The 25,064-nt window shown below is 61.9% G+C and carries 23 protein-coding genes and 1 pseudogene; 14 read left to right on the top strand and 10 right to left on the bottom strand.

Annotation, left to right across the window (positions count from 1 at the left end; all coding sequences use genetic code 11):
• Positions 1 to 237 precede the first annotated feature (237 nt).
• The 3 genes and pseudogenes from R3X27_RS04895 (at position 238) to R3X27_RS04885 (ending at position 1,688) form a co-directional block, all read left to right on the top strand.
• Positions 238 to 420 (top strand): hypothetical protein, encoded by a 183-nt coding sequence (locus R3X27_RS04895; protein WP_317707709.1) that lies wholly within the window; start codon positions 238 to 240, stop codon positions 418 to 420.
• Positions 421 to 504: 84 nt separating this feature from the next.
• Positions 505 to 903, top strand: a complete 399-nt coding sequence (locus R3X27_RS04890) for a hypothetical protein (RefSeq protein WP_317707708.1) — start codon at positions 505 to 507, stop codon at positions 901 to 903.
• Between the two features lie 27 nt (positions 904 to 930).
• Positions 931 to 1,688: pseudogene (locus R3X27_RS04885) on the top strand (IS5 family transposase).
• Between the two features lie 585 nt (positions 1,689 to 2,273).
• Here R3X27_RS04885 and bhcR read toward each other — a convergent pair.
• Entirely contained in the window at positions 2,274 to 3,080 is an 807-nt protein-coding gene (gene bhcR, locus R3X27_RS04880; RefSeq protein ID WP_411572463.1) for an HTH-type transcriptional regulator BhcR, read from the bottom strand.
• 268 nt (positions 3,081 to 3,348) lie between these two features.
• Between bhcR and R3X27_RS04875 the strand changes: the two genes are divergently transcribed.
• The 7 genes from R3X27_RS04875 (at position 3,349) to R3X27_RS04845 (ending at position 9,899) form a co-directional block, all read left to right on the top strand.
• A complete protein-coding gene (locus R3X27_RS04875; protein ID WP_317707707.1) occupies positions 3,349 to 4,446 on the top strand; it encodes a TRAP transporter substrate-binding protein in 1,098 nt (365 codons plus the stop codon).
• Between the two features lie 80 nt (positions 4,447 to 4,526).
• Positions 4,527 to 5,138, top strand: coding sequence for a TRAP transporter small permease subunit (locus R3X27_RS04870; protein WP_317707706.1), 612 nt, complete (start codon positions 4,527 to 4,529; stop codon positions 5,136 to 5,138).
• On the top strand, positions 5,135 to 6,499 hold the full coding sequence (locus R3X27_RS04865) for a TRAP transporter large permease subunit (protein ID WP_317707705.1): 1,365 nt from the start codon (positions 5,135 to 5,137) through the stop codon (positions 6,497 to 6,499). The genes R3X27_RS04870 and R3X27_RS04865 overlap by 4 nt, the downstream gene beginning before the upstream one ends.
• On the top strand, positions 6,496 to 7,848 hold the full coding sequence (locus R3X27_RS04860) for an amidase (RefSeq protein ID WP_317707704.1): 1,353 nt from the start codon (positions 6,496 to 6,498) through the stop codon (positions 7,846 to 7,848). Before R3X27_RS04865 ends, R3X27_RS04860 begins: the two co-directional genes overlap by 4 nt.
• A 1-nt stretch (position 7,849) precedes the next feature.
• Positions 7,850 to 8,050, top strand: coding sequence for a hypothetical protein (locus tag R3X27_RS04855; RefSeq protein ID WP_317707703.1), 201 nt, complete (start codon positions 7,850 to 7,852; stop codon positions 8,048 to 8,050).
• A complete protein-coding gene (locus R3X27_RS04850; protein ID WP_317707702.1) occupies positions 8,047 to 9,009 on the top strand; it encodes a D-glycerate dehydrogenase in 963 nt (320 codons plus the stop codon). The genes R3X27_RS04855 and R3X27_RS04850 overlap by 4 nt, the downstream gene beginning before the upstream one ends.
• Positions 9,010 to 9,026: 17 nt before the next feature.
• On the top strand, positions 9,027 to 9,899 hold the full coding sequence (locus R3X27_RS04845; protein WP_317707701.1) for an NAD(P)-dependent oxidoreductase: 873 nt from the start codon (positions 9,027 to 9,029) through the stop codon (positions 9,897 to 9,899).
• 93 nt (positions 9,900 to 9,992) lie between these two features.
• On the opposite strand, the gene R3X27_RS04840 is transcribed toward R3X27_RS04845, so the two are convergent.
• Positions 9,993 to 10,124, bottom strand: coding sequence for a heme-binding protein (locus R3X27_RS04840; RefSeq protein ID WP_411572461.1), 132 nt, complete (start codon positions 10,122 to 10,124; stop codon positions 9,993 to 9,995).
• Between the two features lie 861 nt (positions 10,125 to 10,985).
• Between R3X27_RS04840 and R3X27_RS04835 the strand changes: the two genes are divergently transcribed.
• Complete coding sequence (locus R3X27_RS04835; protein ID WP_317707700.1) at positions 10,986 to 11,513, top strand: peroxiredoxin; 528 nt, start codon at positions 10,986 to 10,988, stop codon at positions 11,511 to 11,513.
• Positions 11,514 to 11,898: 385 nt separating this feature from the next.
• On the opposite strand, the gene R3X27_RS04830 is transcribed toward R3X27_RS04835, so the two are convergent.
• The 4 genes from R3X27_RS04830 to R3X27_RS04815 are packed head-to-tail and all read right to left on the bottom strand — an operon-like array spanning position 11,899 to position 16,442.
• A complete protein-coding gene (locus R3X27_RS04830) occupies positions 11,899 to 13,092 on the bottom strand; it encodes a carbohydrate porin (protein ID WP_317707699.1) in 1,194 nt (397 codons plus the stop codon).
• A gap of 8 nt (positions 13,093 to 13,100) precedes the next feature.
• Complete coding sequence (locus tag R3X27_RS04825) at positions 13,101 to 13,829, bottom strand: DUF3299 domain-containing protein (protein WP_317707698.1); 729 nt, start codon at positions 13,827 to 13,829, stop codon at positions 13,101 to 13,103.
• An 8-nt stretch (positions 13,830 to 13,837) separates the two neighbouring features.
• Positions 13,838 to 14,782 carry a hypothetical protein gene (locus R3X27_RS04820; protein ID WP_317707697.1) on the bottom strand — a complete coding sequence of 315 codons (945 nt, stop codon included), beginning with the start codon at positions 14,780 to 14,782 and terminating at the stop codon, positions 13,838 to 13,840.
• A gap of 52 nt (positions 14,783 to 14,834) precedes the next feature.
• Positions 14,835 to 16,442, bottom strand: a complete 1,608-nt coding sequence (locus R3X27_RS04815; protein ID WP_317707696.1) for an amidohydrolase family protein — start codon at positions 16,440 to 16,442, stop codon at positions 14,835 to 14,837.
• Between R3X27_RS04815 and R3X27_RS04810 the strand changes: the two genes are divergently transcribed.
• The gene (locus R3X27_RS04810) at positions 16,424 to 17,434 is read left to right on the top strand and encodes an AraC family transcriptional regulator (RefSeq protein WP_317707695.1); all 1,011 of its coding nucleotides are present in this window, start codon (positions 16,424 to 16,426) and stop codon (positions 17,432 to 17,434) included. The genes R3X27_RS04815 and R3X27_RS04810 overlap by 19 nt on opposite strands.
• A gap of 812 nt (positions 17,435 to 18,246) precedes the next feature.
• On the opposite strand, the gene R3X27_RS04805 is transcribed toward R3X27_RS04810, so the two are convergent.
• Positions 18,247 to 20,511 (bottom strand): adenosylcobalamin-dependent ribonucleoside-diphosphate reductase, encoded by a 2,265-nt coding sequence (locus R3X27_RS04805; RefSeq protein ID WP_317707694.1) that lies wholly within the window; start codon positions 20,509 to 20,511, stop codon positions 18,247 to 18,249.
• Positions 20,512 to 20,631: 120 nt separating this feature from the next.
• On the opposite strand from R3X27_RS04805, the gene R3X27_RS04800 reads away from it, so the two are divergent.
• Positions 20,632 to 21,063, top strand: coding sequence for a DUF1489 domain-containing protein (locus R3X27_RS04800; RefSeq protein ID WP_317707693.1), 432 nt, complete (start codon positions 20,632 to 20,634; stop codon positions 21,061 to 21,063).
• A gap of 92 nt (positions 21,064 to 21,155) precedes the next feature.
• Here the strand turns inward: R3X27_RS04800 and hisG are convergent, their stop codons facing one another.
• The 3 genes from hisG to hisS are packed head-to-tail and all read right to left on the bottom strand — an operon-like array spanning position 21,156 to position 24,447.
• Positions 21,156 to 21,854, bottom strand: coding sequence for an ATP phosphoribosyltransferase (gene hisG / locus R3X27_RS04795; RefSeq protein WP_317707692.1), 699 nt, complete (start codon positions 21,852 to 21,854; stop codon positions 21,156 to 21,158).
• The gene (locus R3X27_RS04790) at positions 21,854 to 22,963 is read right to left on the bottom strand and encodes an ATP phosphoribosyltransferase regulatory subunit (protein ID WP_317707691.1); all 1,110 of its coding nucleotides are present in this window, start codon (positions 22,961 to 22,963) and stop codon (positions 21,854 to 21,856) included. Before R3X27_RS04790 ends, hisG begins: the two co-directional genes overlap by 1 nt.
• A gap of 5 nt (positions 22,964 to 22,968) precedes the next feature.
• Complete coding sequence (gene hisS / locus R3X27_RS04785) at positions 22,969 to 24,447, bottom strand: histidine--tRNA ligase (RefSeq protein WP_317707690.1); 1,479 nt, start codon at positions 24,445 to 24,447, stop codon at positions 22,969 to 22,971.
• A 108-nt stretch (positions 24,448 to 24,555) separates the two neighbouring features.
• Between hisS and R3X27_RS04780 the strand changes: the two genes are divergently transcribed.
• On the top strand, positions 24,556 to 24,756 hold the full coding sequence (locus R3X27_RS04780; RefSeq protein ID WP_317707689.1) for a SlyX family protein: 201 nt from the start codon (positions 24,556 to 24,558) through the stop codon (positions 24,754 to 24,756).
• The last annotated feature ends 308 nt before the right edge of the window (positions 24,757 to 25,064 follow it).

Raw genomic sequence — 25,064 nt, 5'->3', positions numbered from 1 at the left:
CCCTACCGCGGCCGAGGGCAGTTTGGAACACCTTATCGACGGGGATATCAGTTGAGCCCGATACCCCTCCAGACTTTTTCCCAGCACGCCAAGTCGGTAAAAAAAGAGTTCGAAGTTTCTCTCGTTAGGGGCACCATCTGGCCCTAGCCACACCCTGTGAAGCCCTTATTTTGTTGGGATTTGGTCCTTGCCGGCCTGTGTTTCGACACACAGGAGGCACACAAGGTGGCATTTACAATGAAGATCAAGCACGTCGACCAACGCCCGAACGGTGTCCTCCGGTTTCGCCGTCGATTCCCGAAAGATGTTACAGAAGCAACCGGTCAGGAGTTCCTTCAGGTCCACCTCAAGAACCGCTCAGGTATCGCTTTCCAGCGCGAGTACGAATCCGTTCTTCGCGAGTTCGACAAGATCGTTTGATCTGTCCGAACACAGGGAACTGAACAAGACTTACGCTCACCGACCCAGAGGTGGCGGGATGCCTTTTCGCGGGCCGACGAACTCATGGACGGCATTCGGGGCCTAGACGATACAGACGCCCGCAACATCCTTCGGCATGGCTTGGAAGTTCGGGGCGAAGACCCGCTTGTTCTGAAGGCCATCACGGAACCCGAGGCTTCACCACCCAACGCCACTGTGGCAGATGCCAAGGCCATCTATGCGACGGAGCGAGTGGGCACCGACAAGGATGCACTGGTCAGGCTAGACCGTACCTGCATGCGGTTGGCTGATTCCTTGGGGCCGCTGGACAAGATCCTGTTGACGGAGCTTCGGCGGGAACACGGACGAAACTTCCGTGACCACATGCTTTCCTTGAAGAAGGACAATGGAAAGCCGCTAGCCCTGGGAAGCGTGAAGCGCGAACTAGGCTCAGGACCCATTGATTTGGGGCGATCAGCGTGATTCACCGTTCGAAAAACGAGCGGTGACATGTCTGATCTCTTCTGGCTTAGCGACGCGCAGATGGCGCGGCTTGCGCCTTTCTTTCCCACGTCTCACGGCAAGCCCCGCGTCGATGATCGGCGCGTGTTGAGCGGAATTATCTTTATCAACCGCAATGGCTTACGTTGGCGGGATGCGCCTGCCGCATACGGTCCGCACAAGACCTTGTGCAACCGCTGGAAGCGGTGAAGTGACAAAGGTGTTTTCGCGAGGATGATGGCAGGGTTGGCCGCCGAACACAGTGAAGAAAAGACCGTGATGATCGACGCGACGTATCTGAAGGCACACCGCACCGCGTCCAGCCTGGGCGTTAAAAAGGGGGGCGTGGTCGCCTGATCGGCCGAACCAAGGGCGGTATGAATACAAAGCTGCACGCCGTCTGCGACAGCCTGGGGCGACCAATCAATCTCTTCGTCACCGCCGGGCAGGTGAGCGATTACATCGGCGCACGGGCATTGGTGAGCAGCCTGCCGAATGTCGAGTGGCTGCTCGGGGACCGGGGCTATGACGCAGACTGGTTCAGAGAAGCATTGGAAGACAAGGGGATACGAGCCTGTATCCCCGGCCGAAAGCAGCGTAAGACAGCCATCAAGTATGACAAGCGTCGATACAAGCGCCGCAACCGCATCGAGATCATGTTCGGAAGACTGAAAGACTGGCGGCGTGTGGCCACTCGCTACGACCGGTGCCCAAAAGTCTTCCTCTCAGCCATCGCATTGGCCGCAACCGTCATGTTCTGGCTTTGAGACAAGAACGAGCCCTGACCCTAATTGCCTTTACTGCAACAGCGAAGCGGCGCACCCGGCCCAGCGGCGGCAATGCGCAGTTCACTGCCGTCGGTCACGTCGGTGGCGCGCCCGCACTTCCGTTGATGCTTGAAAGTCATGTTTACCGACCTTGCGTCGTTCTCGGCTGTGCGGAACTTCCAGCTGAAAGCCATCGGTTTAGAAGCAGACCGGACGTTTGCGGTGGCTCACACCACAGGCAAGTCAGCGGACCCTACGGACCTTCGCTGCGAGTGCGAAATCTCGACTTCTGCGGGAGCATCATCCGGGAGGAAGGGCGAAGAGCCGACCTTCGCTGCGGTCTACGGCAAGGTCTGCTCGGCGGACATTGCGGTTGCTTGCGGAGCACAAGTGGTTGCAGGGCTTGCCGCATGCCGGCCGTCCCCACAAACGCGGCCCAGAATGCGTGGAACGCCTGGTCCAGCCGTTGCGACAAGCGCAATCCTTTGAGTTGGCAGGTTTCTTCATCAGCTTTGGGCGTACATGCCACGATCGAGCGCATGAAACATTCCAACAAAGAAATGCCGTTCGCGCTCAGGCACGGCACTATTCGGAGATCCGTCCGGTGAAGGTATCGGTCACGCGCTGAGCCGCCTCTTTCACCAATTCCCCAATGCGGTCGATTGCGTCGTCGGGCAGCCGCAAGGCGAGCCCGGAAACCGACACGCCGGCCACGGCTTCGCCAAAGGAATTGAAGACCGGAGCCGCGACGCAACGCATTCCGACAAACCGCTCCTCGTTATCAAGCGCCCAACCTCGCTCTCGTATCAGGTCGAGTTCCTTGCGGAAGGCGTGGATGTCGACAATCGTCTTGGGCGTGAAGGACGGAAGACCCTTGGTCCGTACTATGCCATCGACCTGTGCCGGGCTCAAATGCGCCATCAGCGTCTTTCCAATGCCGGATGCATGCATGAAACCACGGGTGCCGGTCCGGAAGAACACGCGGATCGGATTGTCCGATTCCACCTGGCAGAGAAACACCACGTCGCCGCTGTTTTCTACTGCGAGATTGCAGGTCTCACCGGTCTGTTCGGAAAGCTCGCGCATGATCGGGCGCGCCGCTTCCACGATATTCGAGCGGTTCAGATAGGCATTCCCGATCCGGAACGCCTGCGTGCCGATGAACCATTTCTGGAGCGTGTCGGAGAACTCGACCATGTCGCTGGCTTTCAGCGTTGCCAGGATACGATGCATCGACGCCACCGGGATCCCCGTGGCGCGTGCCAGATCCGACAAGGAGGCCCCATTGCTCGATGCGATATATTCAAGGACTCGCATCCCCCGATCAAGCGCAACAATCACGGTCTGGCCAGAGTCCGAAAACGCATTGGCAGGCCTGCCGCGAGGCCCCACGACCTTGGTATCAGTCAATCCTGCACTCCAGTTTTCGGTACAAGAGCTTCATAGAGAAAGAATTTTCTTGCCGCCAGAGGAAAGCTGGAAACACTAACTTATAATTACCTCAATATGTTATATGTGAATGTGGGTCTCAGAACAGATACTTCCGGAAAAATTGAAAAACGCTGGGAGTAGGTTAAGTTCGATCTGTACCGCGACAAGGTATGGCGGTTTCCGGCCTCCGGGACGGGCCGCGAACAAACTATGATTCTGGGAGGACATCATGACCAATCAAACGAGCCGCAGGAAATTCCTGCGCGGATCCGCGCTTGCGGGCGCCGCCGCACTCGCCGCGCCTGCAATTGCGCAGGCCCAGGGCACGACGACCCTGAAAATGCAGGCCGCCTGGGGAGGAGGCATCTGGCTCGAGAACGCAAACACCTTCGCGCAGAGGGTCGCGGAGATGAGCGGCGGGTCGCTGCAGATCGAAGTTCTTCCGGTCAATTCGGTCGTGAAGACCAGCCAGATGCAAGACGCCGTGCATCGCGGCGTGCTCGATGCCGCGCATTACGTCTGTGCCTACTGGTACTCGAAGTCGAAGGCGGCTTCGCTGTTCGGCACCGGCCCGTGCTTTGGCTGGTCGAGCCAGGAAGTGCTGGGCTGGATCCATCACGGCGGCGGTCAGGAGCTGTTCGACGAGTTGATGGCGGAGCTCGGGCTCAACGTCGTGTCCTTCTTCAACTCGCCGATGCCGGCACAGCCGCTGGGCTGGTTCAAGGAAGAGATCACCGATGCCAGCCAGATGGAGGGCCTGAAATACCGCACCGTCGGCCTGGCCGCCGACGTTCTGCTCGAGATGGGCATGTCGGTCGTTCAGCTTCCCGGCGGCGAGATCCAGCCGGCGATGAAGTCCGGCCTGATCGACGCGGCGGAGTTCAACAACCCGACCTCGGACCGTGAATTCGGCATGCAGGACGTCTCGAAGCATTATCACCTGGCCTCGTTCCACCAGAGCCAGGAATTCTTCGAGATCACCTTCAACAAGGAGAAGTTCGAAGGCCTGTCCGACGCGCACAAGGCGATCATCAAGAACGCATCGATGGCGGAGAACTCCAACTTCTGGTGGAACAACACCACCCAGTACGCGAAGGATCTCAGGACCCTGCGCGAAGAGCAGGGCGTGAATGTCTACCGGACGCCGGACAGCGTCATGGAGGCCCAGCTTGCGGCCTGGGACAAGGTGGTCGACCGGATCTCTGCCGAAGAGCCCTTCTTCAAGAAGGTTGTCGACTCGCAGAAGGCCTATGCCAAGGACGTGATGTACTATCTCGGGCTGAACCAGCCGGATTACCGTCTCGCCTACAAGCACTATTTCGGCTGACGCCGAGGCACGCTCGAATCGGAACGGAGGCCGCGTGACCGCGGCCTTCGTAATGCGACCTTTGCGGTGGGGGTGAGCCGTTGATCAAGACAATCCACGCCATCGAAGGGCTGAGCCAATGGGTCGGCAAGGCTTTCGGATGGTGCATTCTTATTCTGACACTGTCGGTGTCATACGAGGTGTTCGTGCGCTACGCGCTGAACGCGCCGACCGTCTGGGCCTTCGACATGATGGTGCAGATGTACGGGGCGCTGTTCCTGATGGCGGGCGCCTATGCGCTGGCGCAGGACGCGCATGTGCGCGGTGACGTGGTCTACCGGCTGTTCTCGGTCCGCTGGCAGGCCCGCATCGATTTCGTGCTCTACATCCTGTTCTTCTTTCCCGGCATGTTCGCCCTGTTCTGGTATGGCTGGGAAATTGCCTCTGACAGCTGGCGCTACAAGGAAGTCAGCTGGAACAGCCCGGCCCGGATCCAGATCTACTTCTTCAAGACGCTGATCCCGATCGCCGGCGCGCTGCTGATGCTGCAGGGTGCTGCGGAAATGATGAGATGCTGGCTGGCAATGCGCAGCGGAGAGTGGCTTCCGCGCATCGACGATGTTCGCGAGACCGAGGACATGCTGATGCACATGCAGGAAGACCATCCCGAAATCTATGGCAACGCCGACGAGACAAGAGAAACAACAAAATGACGGATCCCCATGTTGCGATCCTGATGCTGTGCCTGTTCATCCTGCTGGTACTGCTCGGGTTTCCCATCGCTTTCACGCTGCTCGCGATGGGCGTCGGCTTTGGCTACTACGCCTATTACAATGGCGCGCCGGAGACGTTTTCGGACATCTTTAACAACAACATCTTCTACCTGCTGAACCAGAACACCTATTCGGTGATGGAGAACGACACGCTGGTGGCGATCCCGCTGTTCCTGTTCATGGGATACGTGGTCGAACGGGCCAATATCGTCGATCGGTTGTTCTTTTCGCTCTACATGGCGGCGCGCAACCTGCCGGGGTCGCTGGCGATTGCCGCCCTGCTGACCTGCGCGGTGTTCTCGACCGCGTCGGGCATCGTCGGCGCGGTGGTGACACTGATGGGGCTCTTGGCCTATCCGACCATGGCGCAGGCCGGCTACAATCGCAGCTTCGCCTCCGGGGTGATCTGTGCCGGCGGCACGCTGGGGATCCTGATCCCGCCCTCGATCATGCTGATCGTCTATGCGGCCATCGCCGAGCTTTCGCCCCTGCGGCTCTACGCGGCGGCCGTGTTCCCGGGGCTGCTGCTGGCCGGGCTCTACATTGTCTACGTGATGGTGCGGGTGATGCTGAACCCGTCGCTGGCGCCGAAACCCTCCGAAGAGGACGTGCCGCCACCCTCCAAGATCTATCTCGACCTGCTGGTCTCCTTCGTGCCGCTGACGGTGCTGATTGCGCTGGTCCTGGGCTCTATCCTTGGCGGGCTTGCGACCCCGGCTGAAGCCGCGGCGATGGGCGCGCTCGGCGGGCTGGTGCTGGCGGCGATCTACCGCTCCCTGACCTGGGAACGGGTCAAGGAGAGCGTGTTCCTGACCGCCAAGGCCACGGCGATGGTCTGCTGGCTGTTCGTCGGTTCCTGGACCTTCGCGTCGATCTTCTCCTATCTCGGCGGGCATGACGTGATCGAACACTGGGTCTTGGCGATGGAGCTGAAACCCTGGCAGTTCCTGATCATGGCACAGTTGATCATCTTCGTGCTCGGCTGGCCGCTGGAATGGTCCGAGATCCTGATCATCTTCGTGCCGATCTTCCTGCCGATGCTCGAGACCTTCGGGGTCAACCCGTATTTCTTCGCCATGCTGGTGGCGCTGAACCTTCAGACCTCGTTCCTGACCCCGCCAATGGCGATGTCGGCCTATTACCTGAAGGGGGTGCTCAAGAACCAGATCGAGCTGATGGAGATCTTCCGCGGGATCATTCCCTATCTCGGCATCGTGATCCTCTGCATGGTGTTGATGTACCAGTTCCCGGGCATCGCGCTCTGGCTGCCGGACGCACTTTTCGGAGAATACGTGCCTTGACCAACCGTGACCTGACAACCCTCCCGGCCGCGCAGGCGGCCGCGGAGATCCGATCCGGCGTCCTGACCTCGGAGGCGTTGGCGCAGGCCTGCCTGTCGCGCATTGCAGAAACCGATGGCGCCATCCAGGCCTGGGAATATCTCGACCCGGAAGCGGCGCTGGCCCAGGCCCGCGAGATGGACGAGATCCGTCGAGCCGGCCGTGCGACCGGGGCGCTGCACGGCGTGCCGGTCGGGCTGAAGGACATCATCGACACCGCCGATGCGCCGACAGGTTTCGGATCGCCGATCTTCGAGGGCAACCGGCCAGCGGCGGATGCCTGCATCGTCGAGCGGCTGCGGGAAGCCGGCGCGGTGATCCTCGGCAAGACCCGGACCACCGAGTTCGCCTTCGCGCATCCGACCAGTACGACAAATCCGTGGGATGCCGGCCGCACGCCGGGCGGCTCCTCCAGCGGTTCCGCCGCAGCGGTCGCCGCGCACCATGTGCCGCTCGCGATCGGCACGCAGACCGCCGGCTCGGTCATTCGTCCGGCCTCCTTCTGCGGCACCTTCGGCTTCAAGCCGACGCGCGGTGTCATCTCGCGGCGGGGCGTCCTGCGGACCTCCCAGACCCTCGACCAGGTCGGCGTCTTCGGCCGGACGCTTGAGGATGTCTCGCTCCTCGCGGAGGTTCTGGGCAGCTACGATCCGAGCGATCCGCTGAGCCTGCCCCGCCCGCGCCCGACGATGGTCGCCGGGGTTCAGGCCGAGCCGCCGGTGGCGCCGGATATCGCCTGGTTCGACCTTGCCTTCCATGACCGCCTCGATCCGGATGCACGGGAGGGATACGAGCAGGTGCTGGAGGCGCTCGGGCCGCGCGTGGAACGCTTCGACGTGGCGCCGCAATTGTCCGAGCTGGGGCAGATCCAGGAGACGATCCACGAATACGAGTTCCTGCAAAACTTCGAGGAACTGATCGAGCGGGACCGGGACCGGCTCAGTTCGACCCTGCAGGCCGTGATCGAACGTGCCCGCAAGATCAGCCAGGCGCAATACGAGGATGCGCAGGCGGTCAAGGCGTCCGCCGAGGCATTCTTCACCGGACATTTCAACGAGTTCGACGCGATCCTCGCGCCGAGCGCCACCGGCGAGGCGCCGCTCCTGTCCGCGAACACGACCGGGGACCCGGCCTTCTGCAGGATCTGGACCCTGGCCGGACTGCCTTGCGTGAACCTGCCGATCCTTGTCGGCGCGCATGGATTGCCGATCGGCACGCAGCTTGTCGGCCCCGCCGAGCTGGACGACCGGCTCCTGCGCACGGCGTCCTGGCTTCTGAAGACCCTTTCCGACAGTGAGGAGGAAACCTGACATGTCCCGACTGACCAATATCACCATGGGCCTTATCGGCACGTCGCTCTGGGCCATCTTCATCATCGGCCTCGCCCACAGCATCTCGACCGGCTTCGCCGGTTTCTGGGGCGGGCTGCCCTTCACTCTCATCGCCGGGTTCGTGATCAGTCTCGCCCTCTACAACTTCTGGGAAGAAGCCATACGGAAGCCGAAGAAATGAGTGAGGAGCCGGTTCTCTGGCTGCCGCGGCGCGTCTCCGATGCCACGGTCGCGCGGGCCCGCGAAAGCTATGACGTGATCCTGAACGAGGCGGACCTGCCGGCAAGCGCCGACGAGATTGTCGCGATGAGCGCCCGTGTCGATGCGATCATGCCCTGCCATTCGGAGCATTTCAGCGCCGAGGTCGTGGCGCGGCTCGATCCGCGGCTGAAGATCCTCGCCAATCACTCGGTCGGTGTTGATCATTGCGACCTCACCGCGCTCAAGGCCAGGGGCATCGCGGTGACCAACACGCCCGACGTGCTCTCCGATGCGACCGCCGAGATCGCGATGCTGCTGATGCTCGGCGCGGCGCGGCACGCGGTGGCCGGCGACCGCATGGTGCGCACCGGCGCCTGGGATTTCTGGAGCCCGTCCTTCATGGTCGGCAAACAGGTGACGGGATCGCGGATCGGCATTGTCGGTATGGGACGGGTCGGTCGCGTCATGGCCGCGCGCGCGCGCGGCTTCGGCATGGAAGTCCACTACTGCAACCGGACCCGGCTCGCACCGGAGCTTGAAGCCGGAGCGACCTATCACGCCGATCTCGACAGCCTTCTGGCGGTGTCGGATTACCTGTCGCTGCATTGTCCCGCAACACCCGAGACCAGCAACCTGATGAACGCGGAGCGGCTGGCGAAACTGCCGGCCGGTGCAATCCTGATCAACACGGCGCGCGGCGCGCTGGTCGACGAGGCGGCCTTGCTGGACGCCCTGACGCGCGGCCACATCGCCGCCGCCGGGCTGGACTGTTTCGAGGTGGAACCGGGCGGCAATCCGGCTTTCGCGGCGCATGAAAACATCTTCATGCTGCCCCATATCGGCAGCGCGACGACGCGCACCCGGGTCGCGATGGGCTTCCGTGCCCTCGACAATCTCGACGCATTTTTCGCCGGCGACACGCCGGGCGATCTTCTCTGACATTGAAGGAGCCGGACATGGCTAAAGTTGCATTCCTTGGCCTGGGGGTCATGGGCTATCCGATGGCAGGGTATCTGGCGAAAGCGGGCCACGCGGTGACGGTTTATAACCGCACCGCGGAAAAGGCCGAGAGCTGGGTGTCCGAGTTCGGCGGCACCGCCGCGCCGACGCCGGCCGCAGCGGCGGCGGGGCAGGATTTCGTGATGGCCTGCGTCGGCAATGACGACGATCTTCGGCAGGTCTGCACCGGCGAGGCCGGGGCGCTCGCGGCGATGGCGCCGGGCTGTGTCTTTGTCGATCACACGACCGTCTCGGCCAAGGTGACCCGCGAGATGTACGCCGCCGCCGACGCCCTGCAGGTCAGCTTTGTCGACGCCCCCGTCTCCGGCGGCCAGGCCGGGGCCGAGAACGGCCAGCTTGTCGTGATGTGTGGCGGCACCGAGGAGGCCTGCTCGCGGGCGGAGCCGATCATCGCTTCCTATGCCAAGGCCTGCCGGCGGCTGGGCGAAAGCGGCTCGGGCCAACTCACCAAGATGGTCAACCAGATCTGCATCGCCGGGCTGGTGCAGGGGCTCTCCGAAGGGCTGCATTTCGCCGAGAAGGCGGGTCTCGACGGACGCGCGGTCATCGACGTGATCGGCGGGGGCGCGGCGGGATCCTGGCAGATGATGAACCGTTTCGAAACCATGCTGGAAGACCATTTCGAGCATGGTTTCGCGGTGGACTGGATGCGCAAGGATCTCGGGATCTGCCTCGCCACGGCGGATGAAAACGGCGCCAGCCTGCCGGTGACGGCGCTTGTGGACCAGTTCTACAAGGATGTGCAAAAGCTCGGCGGAGGCCGCTGGGATACCTCCTCGCTGGTAAAACGCCTGCGCGAGACGGGGTAGGACATGGGCCAACGACGGACCAGCGCATGATAGGGCGGACGGTGCGCTACCCGATGCGAGGAAGGGGTAGCCTTGTGCTGCCCCTTTCCTGTTTCAGGCTCCTGCGAGCAAGGCGTCAATGCCGGCTTGTCCGACCTCGAGATCCTGAGCAGGCAAGCCGGAGCTCACGCCTAAGCCGCCGACGACATCTCCGTCGCCAATCACCGGCAGCCCGCCCCCGACCACGGCCAGTCAGCCATCAAGGGAGGATTCGATGCCCCGTGCTGCGGCCCCGGGAGAAGGCATCCAGGCGATCGAGGCGCCAGCCTGTTCAACCCGTTCTGGGTCATCGTGCCTCCTGGGTGGCGTACCCGGCTGGGCGTCAGTGCCGTAGAGAGCATTTGAAGAGAGCGCCAACGCGCATTCGCGGCGCCAGGTCCCGCCACAGGAAGGCGAAATCGCCGCAAGAGCTTTCCGAGGAAACACCCGTTCCCGGCAACAACCGGGCTTCTGCAATGAACCACGAGAACGTCGGCAACCTGCAATCCGCGCGTTCGAGACAGGCCATGTCGAAGTCGTCTCTGCGTCGCGGAAAGGTAAGATCTTCTCGACGCACTTGTCCAGAATCCGGAAATCGCATTCCACGATACAGAATGAACCCTCGCGCATGTCGACATCGGTCCCACGCCCAATTCGGGCACCGTACAGGCTGTGGACCGGTCGCTCGGTCTGCTGGAAGTCTTCTCTGAAGGCGCCACACGCCAGCCTATCCCTGCTTGCGACACCCGCGCGACCGAACGCGGGAAACGGCGAATCTCGGCGTGACAGAGGCAGAGGCAGAGGAAGCAGTGACCATGGCCAAAGTGAAAAGCCGAGAAATCATGCGGGCCATCGCCTTGGATGTCCGATCTGCGGCAGTTCAGCTGACGGCCGCGATCAGAGGGGGCACCGCAATGAACGGTCTGCCCCACGGGCCATTGCGCCGCGGATCGGGGAGGCCTCTGCGCGTCGCTCCAACCCGCGGTGCAAGGAGGACAACCGCCCGGCCCGCAGGGTCACCATAACGAGCGCTGGCCCCGACGGCCGTCCAACATAGAGGAGACATCGATGCATCCCAACTTCGTCCCAGAGATCCTGTTCCACACCCGGGTCCGAAATGACGCCCTGGAAGGACCCAACCCGTTCGAGTGGAAACAGGTGTCCTCGTCTGAGATATTTGCAGATCGACGTATCGTGCTGTTTGCACTGCCCGGAGCCTTCACACCCGCCTGTTCCGAGAGCCATCTGCCCGGCTTCGAGGCCCACTACGACGCCTTTGTAGGCCTTGGCGTTGACCAGGTGATCTGCCTGTCGGTAAACGACGCGTTCGTCATGCACCAATGGGCAAGAAGCCTTGGCATCGACAAGGTTTCGATGCTGCCGGATGGAAACGGCGACTTCAGCAGGGGCATGGGAATGCTGGTTGACCGGAGCAACCAAGGCATGGGTCGCCGGAGTTGGCGATACTCCATGTATGTGGAGAATACAGCAATCCGGAAGGTCTTTTCGGAACCCGGGTTCCAGGACAATCCAACCGGCGTTCCTGTACAGGTCTCAGACGCCAGGACCTTGCTGGCATACCTGCGGTCCCGATGACCGCGTTGTCTTTCGGTTTTGGGGATTCAACTATTTCGCAGGCGCAGCAGCATCCCTTGAAGCGGAAGCCGCCGTTCCTACCGTGTGCGTCGAAGGCCCGGGAAGGCCCGGGAAGGCCCGGGAAGGCCCGGGAAGGGCCGGCTTCGTCGGTGGCCGGCTCGGTCGGATTGATAGGCCCGCCGCAACGCAGAAACCTGCAAGAAGGGCGGAATCCGGACTTTCTCTGCAGGCGCGAACCGCTCATGGAATGACGTCAAAAGCCGACATCCACAATCGCCTGAATCCGAGATGTTCTCTGCGCTGCCGCAAGTCGGCTCGGAGCCCATTCTGGACATTTCCTACGTCACTTTTGAGCGACTGCTTCTGACGAATTCAATGCGGCACTTCAGAATACGATCCTTGCCCGCAGGCCGAGGATGGTCAGGTCGTCCTGGCCGGGGTTGAGCAGCGGGTCGCGGATATACTGGATCGAGGGAGTGATCTGGAAATCGGGCGAAATGTTGAAGCGGTAGAAGGCTTCGGTGGTAAACTGGGTTTCGTCGATATCTTTCGCCTCGGCCCAATTTAGGCCAATCCCGGCGAGATCATTGTTCCGACGATACCATCCCAAACCTGTGGAGAGGGAGCGTTCGTAGAGCGCGGCCGTGCCCTCGGCAACGCCGGCCCTCAGGAACGGCATCCAGGTATTGTCGATGAACCAGGCGGCGGAGAAGGCCGCGCCCTTGTCCTCGGCCCGGCTGCCATCCTTGGCTGCGTCCGACTGCCAGACGGTCAAGTGGATGTTGTCGAAGTAGATCCGGTCCGAGCCGCTGGTATAGCCGATCTCGATGGATTTGAACGTCTCCCCGGTTTCGAACACATCGAAACTGGGCTCGGTCGGGTCCCCGTTCGCGTCGGCCACCGCGCCCACAACATAGAAATTCTCACCCAGCTTCACACCGCCCGCAATCCCGAGGCCTGGATTGGGCGCGTTGATCGTCGGGTTGGTGTTGAAAGCGAGATTCTGGAACGACGTCCAAGGGCTGACAAGGCCATAGACGTCCACGAAATCGGTCAGGTCAAGTTGACCGACCTGCAATGTCCATCGACCCTCCGGATCGCGTTGGGTCCAGAACAGGTTCGTCAGCATCGTGCCGTTGTCGTTGAAGGCCGTGCCAGTGATCGACAACGCGCCGGACTCGAAGCCGAAGAACTGGGGCGCAACGGCGCCATAGGCCTGCCGGTTCTCGATCTTGAAGGTCAACGAGCCGTTTTCGGTGGCCTGCCAGTTGCCGTAGAACCGCAGCACGCCACCGCCGGCGTATCCTTCCCCCAGATCGCTGTCGCTCCACTGGCCGAGCGCGAAGTAGTCGAGGTTGAACCGGAAGCCGTTCTCGGCCAGCCCGTCCTTCCAACCGAAATATCCCGGCAGCACGTTGCGTGGGAAGTCCGTGCGCGGCTGCGGATCGGTCAGCCCGTCGCCGGGCGTCAGGTCCGCTTCGACCGAAGACGGACCAGAGAGGCCCTGTTGGGCCAATGCGGCATTCGGCAAAGGCGACAGCGCGAGCAGCGTTGCCGCCGCGTATCTGGATTTCGACATGGGGTCTCCTACTCGCCGGTCTCGGCCTTGTTCGCCTTCAGCTTCGCACGGAGTTGGTCAACCCATTCCGAGCTGGCATCTGCCGCAAGTGGCGCCGCGGAGTAGGTTTCCACCGCGATGGCATCCAGCTGCCAGGTCGCCGCCATCGGCACATCGCCGTCGACCACCCGAAAGACCTCTTGCGTCGGATTGATATGAAGCCGTCCGGTCAGGCTGACAGGCTGGTGCATGTATTCGGGCGTCCAGTCCGATGTAAGGCGCACCCGGATCATCTGGTTCGGCATGGGCGGAGGCATGTGGCTGCACATGCCGCGCTGCTCGACGAGATAGGCGACGGATGTCCCATCGGTGGCGGGGGGGGCGGGAATGGCGAACCCCGAAATCGTCACCTCCGCACCATCGAGTTCCGGGTTGCCGGCAAAAGCTGCCTGCTCCCGACGCTCTGCGACGACCCAACGTTGCGAGATCAGCCAATCCGCATCAACGTCATTCTCGGCCAACTCGGCTTCGCGCGCGGCCAGTTGGGCAGATACGGAGGCATCACCGGCTGCCACCTGCTGACGCAAGCGAGCGACCTCTACCAGGTCGTCAAGCTGGCCTGGCGAGAGGTCGCGGTACGGGTCTTCGAATACCTGAGTAGAGGCATCGACCAGATCGCTCCAGCCGATCTGCGCGTTGTCGGCCATCGAAGCACTTGCCAAGATGCCCAGCCCAAAGGCGGCGAGAAAGATTCGCATGTGCACTCCTATCTGATGGGCGCAAGAAGCGCCGCGCGTGTGGGTGGGTCAATCGGGGATGCAGGTGGATTGGGCTGGAAGGGGTTCTTGACCACCGGGCTGATCTGGAAGGTGTATTTCAAGTCTGATGCAAAACTGTCCGGGGCGATCACGTTCTTCTCGACAGCGAGATTGAGTTTCACCAGCTGTTTGCCGATTGTTGCCGTCTTGGCAATGGTCACCCCGATCGGAACGGTCCAGGCATCGTCGTTCTCAGCGTTCCAATCATAGCTGTTGGTGGGGCCGGTTCCAATCTGCCATCCGTCCCCAAGTCCGTAGAACAGGAAGTATTGCAGCGAAGTTATCGACGTCTCGGGGCCGTTTCCACCAATCTTCTCGTTATGGAACGGGAACAGACCGGCCACCCCCCAGTCAAAGGTCTTCACCGCCAGAAAGCTTGGGCCGAGGGTCCAGTTCTCCGACGACAGATCGGTGTAGGTCGGGATTGATCCGACGATCCCAGCGCCCAGTGTCCAGGCCCCGGATTGCCAAGAGTAGAGAAGATCGTAGGGAATATCTCCGAAGGAATCGACGTTCTCGAACGCCAATTCCTCAGCGTTGAAGCCGGGTTGATCCCAGACATAGGGAAACGCAGGGCGGAAGATCAGATTGTTGCCATTTGGCAGCTTGAAGGGCAACACCGGCTGGAACGTCAGGGTCAGGCTGTCCTGATCGTCGGCACCCGGGAGGTCGCCGTCAAATGTCCGGTACTCAAGCTTGAAGTTCAGCGTGGCATTCGCCGCGCCCGGATTGGCCAACTCCTTGGCGAGCTCGTCGATATTGGGACCCACTTGCGCTTGAATTGCACAGGGTACCAACGCCAGAGCGGCAATGCAGGGGCTGAGATGTTTCAGGGTCTCGACTCCAAGTCTGACAGGAAAACGGTCGCGACACCCGGAAGCTTCGTTCTCCATTCAATTAAAGAAAGGCGGGGCGGCCGAGATAGGAAACCGCCCCGATGCTCGATCAGTTCAGTGTGTTCTTGTAGATTACACCGTCCTTCATGATGATCCGGATTGTTTCGGGGCTGTCAGGCCGCGGCTCTGCGCCGAACCATTGGTCACCCGTTCCAACCACTGAGAAATCCTCCAGCGGATTGCCGTCGATCAGAAGAATATCCGCATAGGCGCCTTCCTCGATCACGCCGAGTTTGCCCTCAGGGTACGGGTTCATGAAATCCCCGGTCAGGGCCGCGATCTCGCCTCCGACCGAGGTCAACGCAACGAGAGACGTGTACGCGCCGAAGAACTCATTCGCGAGATGTTTTTCATAGGCGATTTGGATGTTGCAGGCATCAACCGTACCCACACAATCCGTGTGATGGCCGCGTTTCGCCGGACATTCGCGCATATTGTCGAGGTAGTCCGTGAAGGCTGCGGCGGCTGATTTTGCCTTGCGCAAACTGGCCGGAACCTCGCTGATGGCTGGGATATCGAACAGGTTCGGATCGAAGGCTGTCAGGTTTGTCGTGATATAGGCATCCTTTTCCGCCATCAGAGCGGAGATTTCGCAGTCGAACATGAAGCCGTGTTCGATCGAGCGGACGCCTGCATTGAGCGCGTTCAGAATCGCTTCCTTCCGGTAGGAATGCGCCATGACATAGCTGCCATATTCATTGGCCACCTGAACGGCTGCCTCGATCTCGGCCTGCGAACCGGCGATCAGTTGCCACGGGTCGAAGACCGATACCACGCCGCCCGACTGCATGAACTTCAGCTGGCTGGCCCCCATGCGGAAATTGTTGCGACCGAATTTCTGGACGTCGGCAACATTGTCTACTTCCTGCGCCATATTCAGCCGGCTGAAATTGGAGCTTTCCCCGACAGGCGACGTGTAGTTCGCAAAATCCGCATGGCCGCCCCGAGTGCTCAGAAAGGCACCCGACGGGTAGATACGCGGTCCGGCAACCGTTCCGGCGTTGATGGCGCGTTGCAGGCCGCCGTTCTGGCCGCCTGCGTCCCGGACGGTGGTAAACCCTTGCATCAGGTACATTTCGGCAGAGGCGACACCGGCAATCGCAAGGTCTTCCCAGGTGCTGTTCGCTTCCATCGACGGAAGCGTCGGCCCCGGCAGCATCAGGTGCACGTGGTTGTCAATGAAGCCCGGCGTCAGTGTCCGACCTCCGCCGTCAATGACTGTGGCTTCCCCTGCGTCGATGGCCTCCGTCGATACCGTCTTGATCAGGTTACCTTCGACCAGAACAGACCCGTTCTCGACCAGAGCTTCCGAGACCCCGTCGAATATGTTGACGTTGGTGAACAGCACCTGACGCGGTGCACCGTCCTGCGCCGAGGCGGTCGTCGCAATCCCGGCGGCCAGCGCAAGTCCGGCGACCGAGGCAAGAAAACTCTTCATATCCATCTCCCATTGGATCAAACCCCTTTGCGGGGCGTTTGACTGGGTAGCAGTATAACGACTGAAACAGCCCCTGCTTGTCCTCAGCGGGCGGGCCGGGCACCTTTTTGCACCATAGGGACTGATTTCTGTGGATTTTTCTGGTTCGGTCGCCGTCAGGAAGTAGGCTGGAACTGATCGAAAGCGCGAAGGCCGCACAAATGACGCAAACCTTGCCACTCGTGAAACTGAGCGTTCTGCGCCCCTTTGCCATGGAACTTCGCGAACGCGGTGTTAATCCGGAACCGGTCTTTTCAAGCGTCGGGCTGACGGAAGGTGCGACCTGGGAAGCCGACCTTTCGGTCCACGTGATGGTCATCCACCAGTTTGTCGAGAATGCCGCCAAGTCTGCCAAAGATCCCTATTTCGGGGCCCGCGTCGGAAGCAAACTCGACGTCCAGGGCTGGCCGGTGCTTGCCGACGCTGAGGCCCGTGCGTCCACGGTCGGAGACTACCTGTCGATCTTCATCGCGCGCGCCAACGAGATTGCCAGTTCTGTCACCGAGTATCTCAATGTCGCCGGCCAAACGGCTGTCTTTGGCGAGACGCGCTCCTTTGAGCCCACAATCCAGCCGGCACAGAACGATGCCTTCATGGCAGCTCTTGGCTGGGCTATTCTCCGGCGGGCGCTAAATGACCGCCTTGATCCGTCACAGGTCACCATGTCTATCAGCGATCCGGGTGTCCTTCCACCGGAGTTCGATCTTATGCACCCGATCAAGGGGGACAGGATGGGCTTCAGTATTCGCTTTCCGTCTTCCTGGCTGTCGTTGTCCCTTGATGCTGCCTGGTTTGATGCGCCGCAAGAGGAGCGATCGGACTCCCCCCCCAGCGGGTTTGTCCATGCCTTTCGGCAGATGCTCCGCGCGCACATTGGAGAGGGTGGACTGAATGCCGCAAAGGCAGCCGCTCTTGCATCGATGAGCCAGCACAAACTGAAGCGGCGTCTTGCTGCGAACAGCACGGATATCACCAGCGAGATAGGCTTCGTGAAGCAGGAACTCGCAAGAGAAACTCTTGCCGAAACCGACCGATCAATCTCCGACATAGCAACCGCATTGGGATTCACGGATGCTGCCAATTTCACCCGAGCCTTCCGCCGCGCGAACGGCATGACACCAACCACATTTAGAAAGCTGCAAAAGACCGGGGATGACGAATCCACTGAATAGTACGCCGAAGCTGACATTCATCGGTACAAGTGCAATGACCGCAGGGTCCCGCGATCTGTGCGTTCGCACCCGATCCGCATGTTGCGCTTGCAGCGAAGGGCGGCTTTGACGGGCCGCACTGCAGCAATATGATAGGATGCCCGAGGTCGGGATTGGGCCGGTCGCGACGGTCATCAAAATGCTGCACCTGCGAAGCGTCGGGATCTCGTGAATGGCAGGAATGCGCAGTTAGCGCCCGTTGGCCGCTCGGAGTTGATGAGCGCAAAGACCGCTGTCCTGTCCTTGGTGTGGGTCGCCGTGAATGTCCGGTCCTCGCTCGGCTTGCGGGATGCCGGGCCGAAATGAAGGGCAAAGCTGCGGTTGCAGCGAATGACCGGAAGGTCGGAAAAGTAGAAGCGCGCGACTGCCTCCCTCGTCGCACGCTTTCAACATTTATCGCAGGGGCTGGGGGGTATCGGACGCGACTTTGTCCAATGTCTTTGGGCAACCACATGGTATTCGGAAAATGGACCTCGGTCTGGAAAAATGCCACCAAGGCATTGGACGCAGAAACCCGCAAAATGGTCAAACTGGTTGTCCCTACATTGGGTGATCCTCACAGGCGAGGCCTCAGTGCGACCCAGTCCCGGAATTACGCGCATATCCCAGAGAATTTGCACCCAAACAGGCAAACGATCAGAACCAGTACCTTTTCATGCCAGTTTCCCGTCGTTCGAGTTCGATGGACCTTATTTGGTTGCGAAATGGACCTTTTGAACCCGCCGCTGGCCATTAATTGGTGGTCAGAACAAACAACCTGAAAGATACAGTTGCTAACCGCACTTGGAATGGCCACAACTCATGCAGGTATTGCACCCTTCGACCATCCTCATCTCGAACTGTCCGCATGATGGACAGGCCTTGCCACGCGGTCGTTCGCCGACAGCCAGTCTTTCGGCTTTCGGGTCTTCCTTCAACCCGAGGCCTTCTCCTTCGATGAAGCCGATCGAAATTAGATGGCGCTCGATCACGCCGCCGATTGCCGCCAGAATTGAAGGCACGTATTTCCCCTGCATCCAGGCTCCGCCGCGCGGGTCAAACACCGCTTTGAGTTCTTCGACCACGAAGGAAACATCACCACCACGCCGGAACACTGCCGAGATCATGCGGGTCAGTGCTACGGTCCAAGCGAAATGCTCCATGTTCTTGGAATTGATGAAGACTTCGAAGGGCCTACGCGTCCCGTTCAACACGATGTCGTTGATGGTGATATAGATCGCATGTTCGCTGTCGGGCCACTTGACCTTGTACGTCGCCCCGTCCAGCGCCTGAGGCCGATCCAACGGTTCGGAGAGATAGATCACATCGGCACCCTGGTCTATCTCGGGTGTGGCTTCCGTGGTCTCGCTGACCGAGAGAACGGAGCCTGTCACGTCATTCGGCCGGTAGGTCGTGCAGCCCTTGCAACCCTGATCCCAGGCTTGCAGATAGACATCCTTGAAGGCGTCGAACCCGATATCTTCGGGGCAGTTGATCGTCTTGGAGATGGAACTGTCGACCCATTTCTGCGCCGCGGCCTGCATGCGGACATGATCGGCCGGTGCAAGTGTCTGGGCATCGACGAAATGGGCGGGCAGGGGGGCGTCGCCGTTTTTCTCGCGCCAGAGACGAACCGCATAGTCGACCACTTCTTCCTCGCTGCGCGAACCGTCCTGCTGCAGCACCTTGCGTGAGTAGGCATAGGCGAAGACCGGCTCGATACCGGAGGAGACATTGCCGGCATAGAGGCTGATCGTGCCGGTGGGCGCGATGGAGGTCAGCAAGGCGTTGCGGATCCCATGCTCGGCAATGGCGGCGCGGATGTCATCGTCCATCCCGACGAGGGCGCCGCTGGCGAGATAGGGTTCGGCATCGAAGAGCGGGAAGGCGCCCTTCTCCCGTGCCAATTGCACTGAGGCCTGGTAAGCGGCGCGGGCGATGCGGTGCAACCAGCGCTCGGTCTGACGCGCCGCTTCCTCCGAGCCATAGCGAAGACCGACCATCAGAAGTGCATCCGCCAGGCCGGTTACGCCCAGCCCGATGCGGCGCTTGGCCTGTGCTTCCTGCGCCTGTTCGGGAAGCGGGAACCGGGAGATGTCCACGACATTGTCCATCATCCGCACCGCTGTCACGACGAGATCGTCCAGTGCGCCCTCGTCCAGTGCGGCCCCTGGCTCGAAGGCGTCCGAGACCAGTCGGGCGAGGTTGACCGAGCCCAGCAGGCAGGCGCCATAGGGGGGCAGGGGCTGCTCGCCGCAGGGGTTGGTGGCCGAGATCTGTTCGCAATAGGCAAGGTTGTTCATCGCATTGATCCGGTCGATGAAGATCACCCCCGGCTCGGCATAGTCATAGGTGGCGCGCATGATCTTGTTCCACAGGCCACGCGCCTCCACCGTGTGATAGACCTTGCCATCGAATTGCAGCTCCCAGGGCCCGTCTGCCTTCACGGCTTCCATGAAAGCATCCGTCACCAGCACGGACATGTTGAACATGCGCAGCCGCGCCGGGTCCGACTTGGCGGTGATGAAATCCTCGATGTCGGGGTGGTCGCAGCGCATGGTCGCCATCATCGCGCCGCGCCGGGAGCCGGCCGACATGATCGTGCGGCACATCGCATCCCACACATCCATGAAGCTCAGTGGCCCTGAGGCATCCGCTGCCACGCCCTTCACATCCGCTCCCTTTGGACGGATTGTCGAGAAATCATAGCCGATGCCGCCGCCCTGCTGCATTGTCAGTGCTGCTTCTTTCAGCATGTCGAAAATGCCGCCCATATCGTCCGGGATCGTGCCCATGACGAAGCAGTTGAAGAGCGTGACCGAACGGCCCGTGCCGGCGCCGGCTGTGATCCGGCCGGCGGGCAGGAAACGGAAATCCTCAAGCGCGGCGTAGAAGCGCTCCTCCCAGACCGAGGGCTCCGCTTCGCTCTCCGCGAGCGCGCGGGCGATTCGGCGCCAGCTATCCTCGACCGTCTGGTCGATCGGCGTCCCATCGGCTTCCTTGAAACGGTATTTCATGTCCCAAATGGACTCGGCGATGGGGGCGGCAAAGCGGGTCATGGGCGATCCTCGGTGTCTCGGGCAGGAAAGCAGATTAGCGTGAAGCGGATGTGAAAGCTACCAGCATTTGCATCACCGGCTTTTGGAACTACAGTATATACCTCAAAGGCGAGGGATTCCGTGAGCACGCATATCAACCTTTTGAAACTCTGTGTCGGCGCCGAACGGGTCGAGGACCTGATCGGCTGGCAGGAGATGACGCGTACCCGGTGGCCCGACGAGCTGCCGCGTCACATCACGCGAATGTGGCCGAAACGCGAGGCGGAACTGGTCGATGGCGGCTCGCTCTACTGGGTTTTCAAGGGGCAGATCCTGGCACGCCAGCGGCTCTTGCGGCTCGAAGAGGTGCAGGGCGACGACGGAATCCGGCGCTGTGCCCTTGTGCTCGATCCGGAAATCTGCCGGACGCAGTCCGCACCCCGACGACCCTTCCAGGGCTGGCGTTACCTCAAACCGGAAGATGCACCGGCGGATCTGCCAAAGGGGCGGGCGCAGGAGGATCCTCTGCCGCCAGAACTGTCTGCGGCTCTGGCGGAGATCGGCGTGCGGTGACGTGAGCGCAGACGCTGGCACGGCCGAAGAGTATTCCGGCGAGGGGCGCGCACAATGTCCTTGCGAGGTCCTGTGCTTCGGAAATGGTGTCCCTAGCGGAACTGCGCCAACCGGCCCGTCAGCTCCGCATAAGCCGTCCGCTCGGGCTCGTCCCAGGCCGCGCCTCGCGACTTGAACAGCGTCGCCTGGCTGCGATGGATCAACCCGTCGGAGAGGATCTTCAGGTGGTTGGCCCGCAATGTTTCGCCGGTCGATGTGATGTCGGCCACGGCCTCTGCGGTCAGGTTCTTCACTGTCCCCTCCGTTGCACCCTGGCTGTCCACCAGCTTGTAGTCGGCCACACCCGCCTCGCGCAGATACTCCCGCACCAGCCGGTGGTATTTGGTCGCGATCCGCAAGCGGTGTCCATGCACGCGCCGGAAGGCCGCCGCCGCCGCGTCCAGGTCATCGACGCAATCGACATCGACCCAGCATTTCGGCACCGAGATGATCAGGTCCGCCTGACCGAACCCCATCAAGGCAAGTTCCTCGACACGGTTTTCCCAGCCTGGAATGCGCTCGCGCACGAGGTCCGTCCCGGTGACGCCGAGATGGATCCGTCCGGCCTCCAGCTCGCGCGGGATCTCACCCGCCGAGAGCAGCACGAGATCGACTCCGTCGATCCCGCCGACCGAGGCGGCATATTCGCGATCCGACCCGGTGCGGCGAATCTCAAGCCCCCGCGCGCCGAACCAGTCGAAGGTCTTCTCCATCAACCGGCCCTTGGAGGGCACTCCCAGTTTCAGCGCCATCACAGCCCCTCCTGGCTCAGTTCCAGCAACAACCCAGGCCGGATCATCCCGCCCACGGCCGGAATCTCACGCCCCTGACCCAACACGCGGGCCAGCGCGTCATAGCGCCCGCCCGAGGCCACTGGCGGCAAATGCGGTCGGGCCCCGGCATAGAAGCCAAAGACGAAACCGTCGTAATACTCCATCGTCGTGCGCCCATAGCTGGCCTCGAACTCGATCTTGTCGAGATCGACCCCGTGGCCGCGCATTGCATCCAGTCGCCGTTCCAACCGCTCCACGGCCGGATCGAGCGCCGGCATATCGACGGCGATGTCGCGCAGCCGGTCCAGCGAGTTGCCGGGGGTCTCGCGGATATCGAGCAGGTCGTCGATCATCTCCACCAACGCTTCCGAGAGTGGTGGCTCGGCGGCATCCGCCTGCAGCACCCGCATCCGGGCGATGATCTCGGTGGGCTCACGCAAGCCGATGATCATCCCGGCATCAGCGAGGATCTCCTCCGGCGCTTCGGTCTCCATCCGTTCCAGCATGAGCTTGCGCGCATGCGGCACCTTGCTCCGACCGGCATAGCGGTCGAGCAACGCCCGGAAGCGCTTGGGCCGCCAGATATGGCGCATCAGCGCGTCGCGCCGTGCCTCGCTTGTGTCCAGCCCCTGCACGATCGCCGTCAGAAGGCCGATATCGCCCATCGCGGCTCGCAGGCCCATCGGCGCAAGAGCGGCATGGAACCGGGCGAAGATCTCCGCTTCGGCCTCGGCCGGGTCCTCGGCATCGAAGATCTCCATGCCGACCTGGAAATACTCGTTGGAACGGCCCGGCTCTTCCACTTCCTGACGCCGGAAGACCTCGCCGGAATAAGTGTAACGCGCCTCGCCGTCGCCTTCGGCTACATGCATCTGCACCACGGGCACGGTAAAGTCCGGCCGCAACATCTGCTCGCCCTGGAGCGGGTCCGCGGTCACATAGGCTCGGGCGCGGATGTCCTCGCCATAGAGATCGAGCAGCGCCTTGGCGGGCTGCAGGATATCCGGCTCGACGCAGCGCGCGCCGGAGCCCTTGAAGAATTCCTGCAACCGCGCGGCTTCGGCGCGGATCTGGTCCTTGCTGGGCATCTGGATCAGCCCTCCTGTTCCAGCATCTTGCGGATTTCGGCGACAAGGTCGCTCCGCGCAATCTCGCGCTGCGCAGGCTGGGATTTCCACTCTTCGAGGCTCGCGCTCTGAGCAATCCTGGCGCCAAGCACGAGGTCCTTGACCTGCACAACGCCGCGCGCAGCCTCATCCTCGCCCTGGATCACGGCGACGGGGGAGAGGCGCTTGTCGGCATATTTGAGCTGGTTGCCGAAATTCTTCGGATTCCCGAGATAGACCTCGGCGCGGATCCCGGCGGAGCGCAGCTCGCCGACCATCGCCTGGTAGTCGGCCATCCGACCCTTGTCCATCACGGTCACCACGACGGGACCGACGGATTTTCCATCCATCCGGCCCTTGGCACGCAGGGCGGCGAGCAGCCGGTCGACACCGATAGAGATGCCGGTGCCGGGCACAGCCTGCCCGGTGAAGCGCTTGACGAGATCATCATAGCGCCCGCCCCCCGCAACCGACCCAAATTGCTGTACGCGGCCTTTCGCGTCGGTGATCTCGAAGGTCAGTTCGGCCTCGAAAACCGGGCCGGTATAATAGCCAAGGCCGCGCACGATGGAGGGGTCGATCTCGGTCCGGTCCGGGCCATAGCCCTGGGCCGCGAGCAGCTCGCCCATCTGTTCCAGCTCGTCGATTCCGGTGGTGCCGGAAGCCGATCCCTGCACGACGTCGCGCAGATTGGCGATGGTCGCGGCGGCATCCGTGCCCTTGGCCTGCATGAAGGCGATGACCGTGTCGGCCACGTCGTTGCCGAGGCCGACACCGTCGATAAAGGCGCCGGAGGCATCCTTGCGTCCCGTGGTCAGCAGCTCGCGCACGCCGCCGGCGCCGACCTTGTCCCATTTGTCGATGGTGCGCAGCACCGCATCCGCCGTGGCGCGATCCTCGGCGGGGTTGAGGCCGACCGCCTCCAGAACGCCGTTCAGCACCTTGCGGTTGTTGATGCGGACGAGATAGTCGCCGCGCGGAATGCCGACGCGTTCCAGCGTGTCCGAGAGCATGGCGCAGATCTCGGCATCGGCGGCGACGGAAGCGCTGCCCACCGTGTCGGCGTCGCATTGGTAGAACTGCCGGAACCGCCCCGGCCCCGGCTTCTCGTTGCGCCAGACCGGGCCCATCGCGTAGCGGCGATAGGGGGTGGGCAGGTCGTTGCGGAACTGCGCGGCGACACGGGCGAGCGGCGCGGTCAGGTCATAGCGCAGCGCCAGCCAGTCTCCATCCTCTTCCCAGGCGAAGACGCCCTCGTTCGGGCGGTCGACATCCGGAAGGAACTTTCCAAGCGCCTCGACCGTCTCGACGGCGGAGCTTTCCAGCGGTTCGAAACCGTAAAGATGATAGACCTCACCGATCTGGCTCAACATCTGGTTGCGCTCGGCCACTTCCGCGCCAAAATAGTCGCGAAAGCCCTTCGGCGTCTCCGCCCTGGGGCGGCGGGGCTTCTTGTCCTTCGCCATGTCGGTGATCCTTGGTCCTCGTTCGGGCTCGCATCTAGCCCAAGGGGGGCGGGGTCGCAAGCATGGGCGGGCCAGGGGGCAGCAAAAACGCGGTATCGGGAGCAGAGTATGGCCGATCAGAGGATAGAAGAAGAACTGGCGCATTTGCGACGCGTGACGGAGGAACTCTCGGACGTCGTAACGCGACAGGCCGGCGAAATCGAGCTGTTGACGCGTCGGGTGCGGATGCTGATGCAGCGGGCGGCCGAGCAGGAGGCGACGGGCTCCGGTGGGGTCGTCCTGGCTGACGAGCGGCCACCGCATTACTGATCGATTCCATGGGTGGGGCAGGGGATGGTCTGCCGGTCGAGAGGCGTTGGTCGTGTTGATGAGCCGGTGAGGAACGGCCGATCCTGGCAATCTCAGAGTTATGCAAACGCGCGGAGGGGGGCGTGCCGCCGAGCAAGCTCGAGCGGCGGTGGCGCCGCTTCGCGGCGGAGTGGTCGTCAATTCGTGAATAGGCGATAGCGGATGTCGGGTTTGCGCACTGATTGGCACGGAACAAGGCCGAAGGCCGCCGTGCCAGCGCCTGCCCGTCCCTGCGGGCTGACGCTTTGTCATCCGTGCGCAACGCTCTG

It is taken from the genome of Tropicimonas sp. TH_r6 (assembly GCF_033101155.1).
Lineage (GTDB): Bacteria > Pseudomonadota > Alphaproteobacteria > Rhodobacterales > Rhodobacteraceae > Tropicimonas.
The sequence above is the reverse complement of the archived record's forward strand: the minus strand, read 5'-3'. Positions and strand labels throughout refer to the sequence as shown.

What these genes read in the sequence shown, in the direction of transcription:
- hisS (WP_317707690.1), bottom strand. Translation starts at nt 24,447, where the DNA reads ATGGCGAAGGACAAGAAGCCCCGCCGCCCCAGGGCGGAGACGCCGAAG.
- R3X27_RS04835 (WP_317707700.1), top strand. Translation starts at nt 10,986, where the DNA reads ATGCATCCCAACTTCGTCCCAGAGATCCTGTTCCACACCCGGGTCCGA.
- R3X27_RS04780 (WP_317707689.1), top strand. Translation starts at nt 24,556, where the DNA reads ATGGCCGATCAGAGGATAGAAGAAGAACTGGCGCATTTGCGACGCGTG.
- R3X27_RS04890 (WP_317707708.1), top strand. Translation starts at nt 505, where the DNA reads ATGGACGGCATTCGGGGCCTAGACGATACAGACGCCCGCAACATCCTT.
- R3X27_RS04790 (WP_317707691.1), bottom strand. Translation starts at nt 22,963, where the DNA reads ATGCCCAGCAAGGACCAGATCCGCGCCGAAGCCGCGCGGTTGCAGGAA.
- R3X27_RS04830 (WP_317707699.1), bottom strand. Translation starts at nt 13,092, where the DNA reads ATGTCGAAATCCAGATACGCGGCGGCAACGCTGCTCGCGCTGTCGCCT.
- R3X27_RS04845 (WP_317707701.1), top strand. Translation starts at nt 9,027, where the DNA reads ATGGCTAAAGTTGCATTCCTTGGCCTGGGGGTCATGGGCTATCCGATG.
- R3X27_RS04875 (WP_317707707.1), top strand. Translation starts at nt 3,349, where the DNA reads ATGACCAATCAAACGAGCCGCAGGAAATTCCTGCGCGGATCCGCGCTT.
- R3X27_RS04850 (WP_317707702.1), top strand. Translation starts at nt 8,047, where the DNA reads ATGAGTGAGGAGCCGGTTCTCTGGCTGCCGCGGCGCGTCTCCGATGCC.
- R3X27_RS04825 (WP_317707698.1), bottom strand. Translation starts at nt 13,829, where the DNA reads ATGCGAATCTTTCTCGCCGCCTTTGGGCTGGGCATCTTGGCAAGTGCT.
- R3X27_RS04855 (WP_317707703.1), top strand. Translation starts at nt 7,850, where the DNA reads ATGTCCCGACTGACCAATATCACCATGGGCCTTATCGGCACGTCGCTC.
- R3X27_RS04895 (WP_317707709.1), top strand. Translation starts at nt 238, where the DNA reads ATGAAGATCAAGCACGTCGACCAACGCCCGAACGGTGTCCTCCGGTTT.
- hisG (WP_317707692.1), bottom strand. Translation starts at nt 21,854, where the DNA reads ATGGCGCTGAAACTGGGAGTGCCCTCCAAGGGCCGGTTGATGGAGAAG.
- R3X27_RS04810 (WP_317707695.1), top strand. Translation starts at nt 16,424, where the DNA reads ATGACGCAAACCTTGCCACTCGTGAAACTGAGCGTTCTGCGCCCCTTT.
- R3X27_RS04865 (WP_317707705.1), top strand. Translation starts at nt 5,135, where the DNA reads ATGACGGATCCCCATGTTGCGATCCTGATGCTGTGCCTGTTCATCCTG.
- R3X27_RS04820 (WP_317707697.1), bottom strand. Translation starts at nt 14,782, where the DNA reads ATGGAGAACGAAGCTTCCGGGTGTCGCGACCGTTTTCCTGTCAGACTT.
- R3X27_RS04805 (WP_317707694.1), bottom strand. Translation starts at nt 20,511, where the DNA reads ATGACCCGCTTTGCCGCCCCCATCGCCGAGTCCATTTGGGACATGAAA.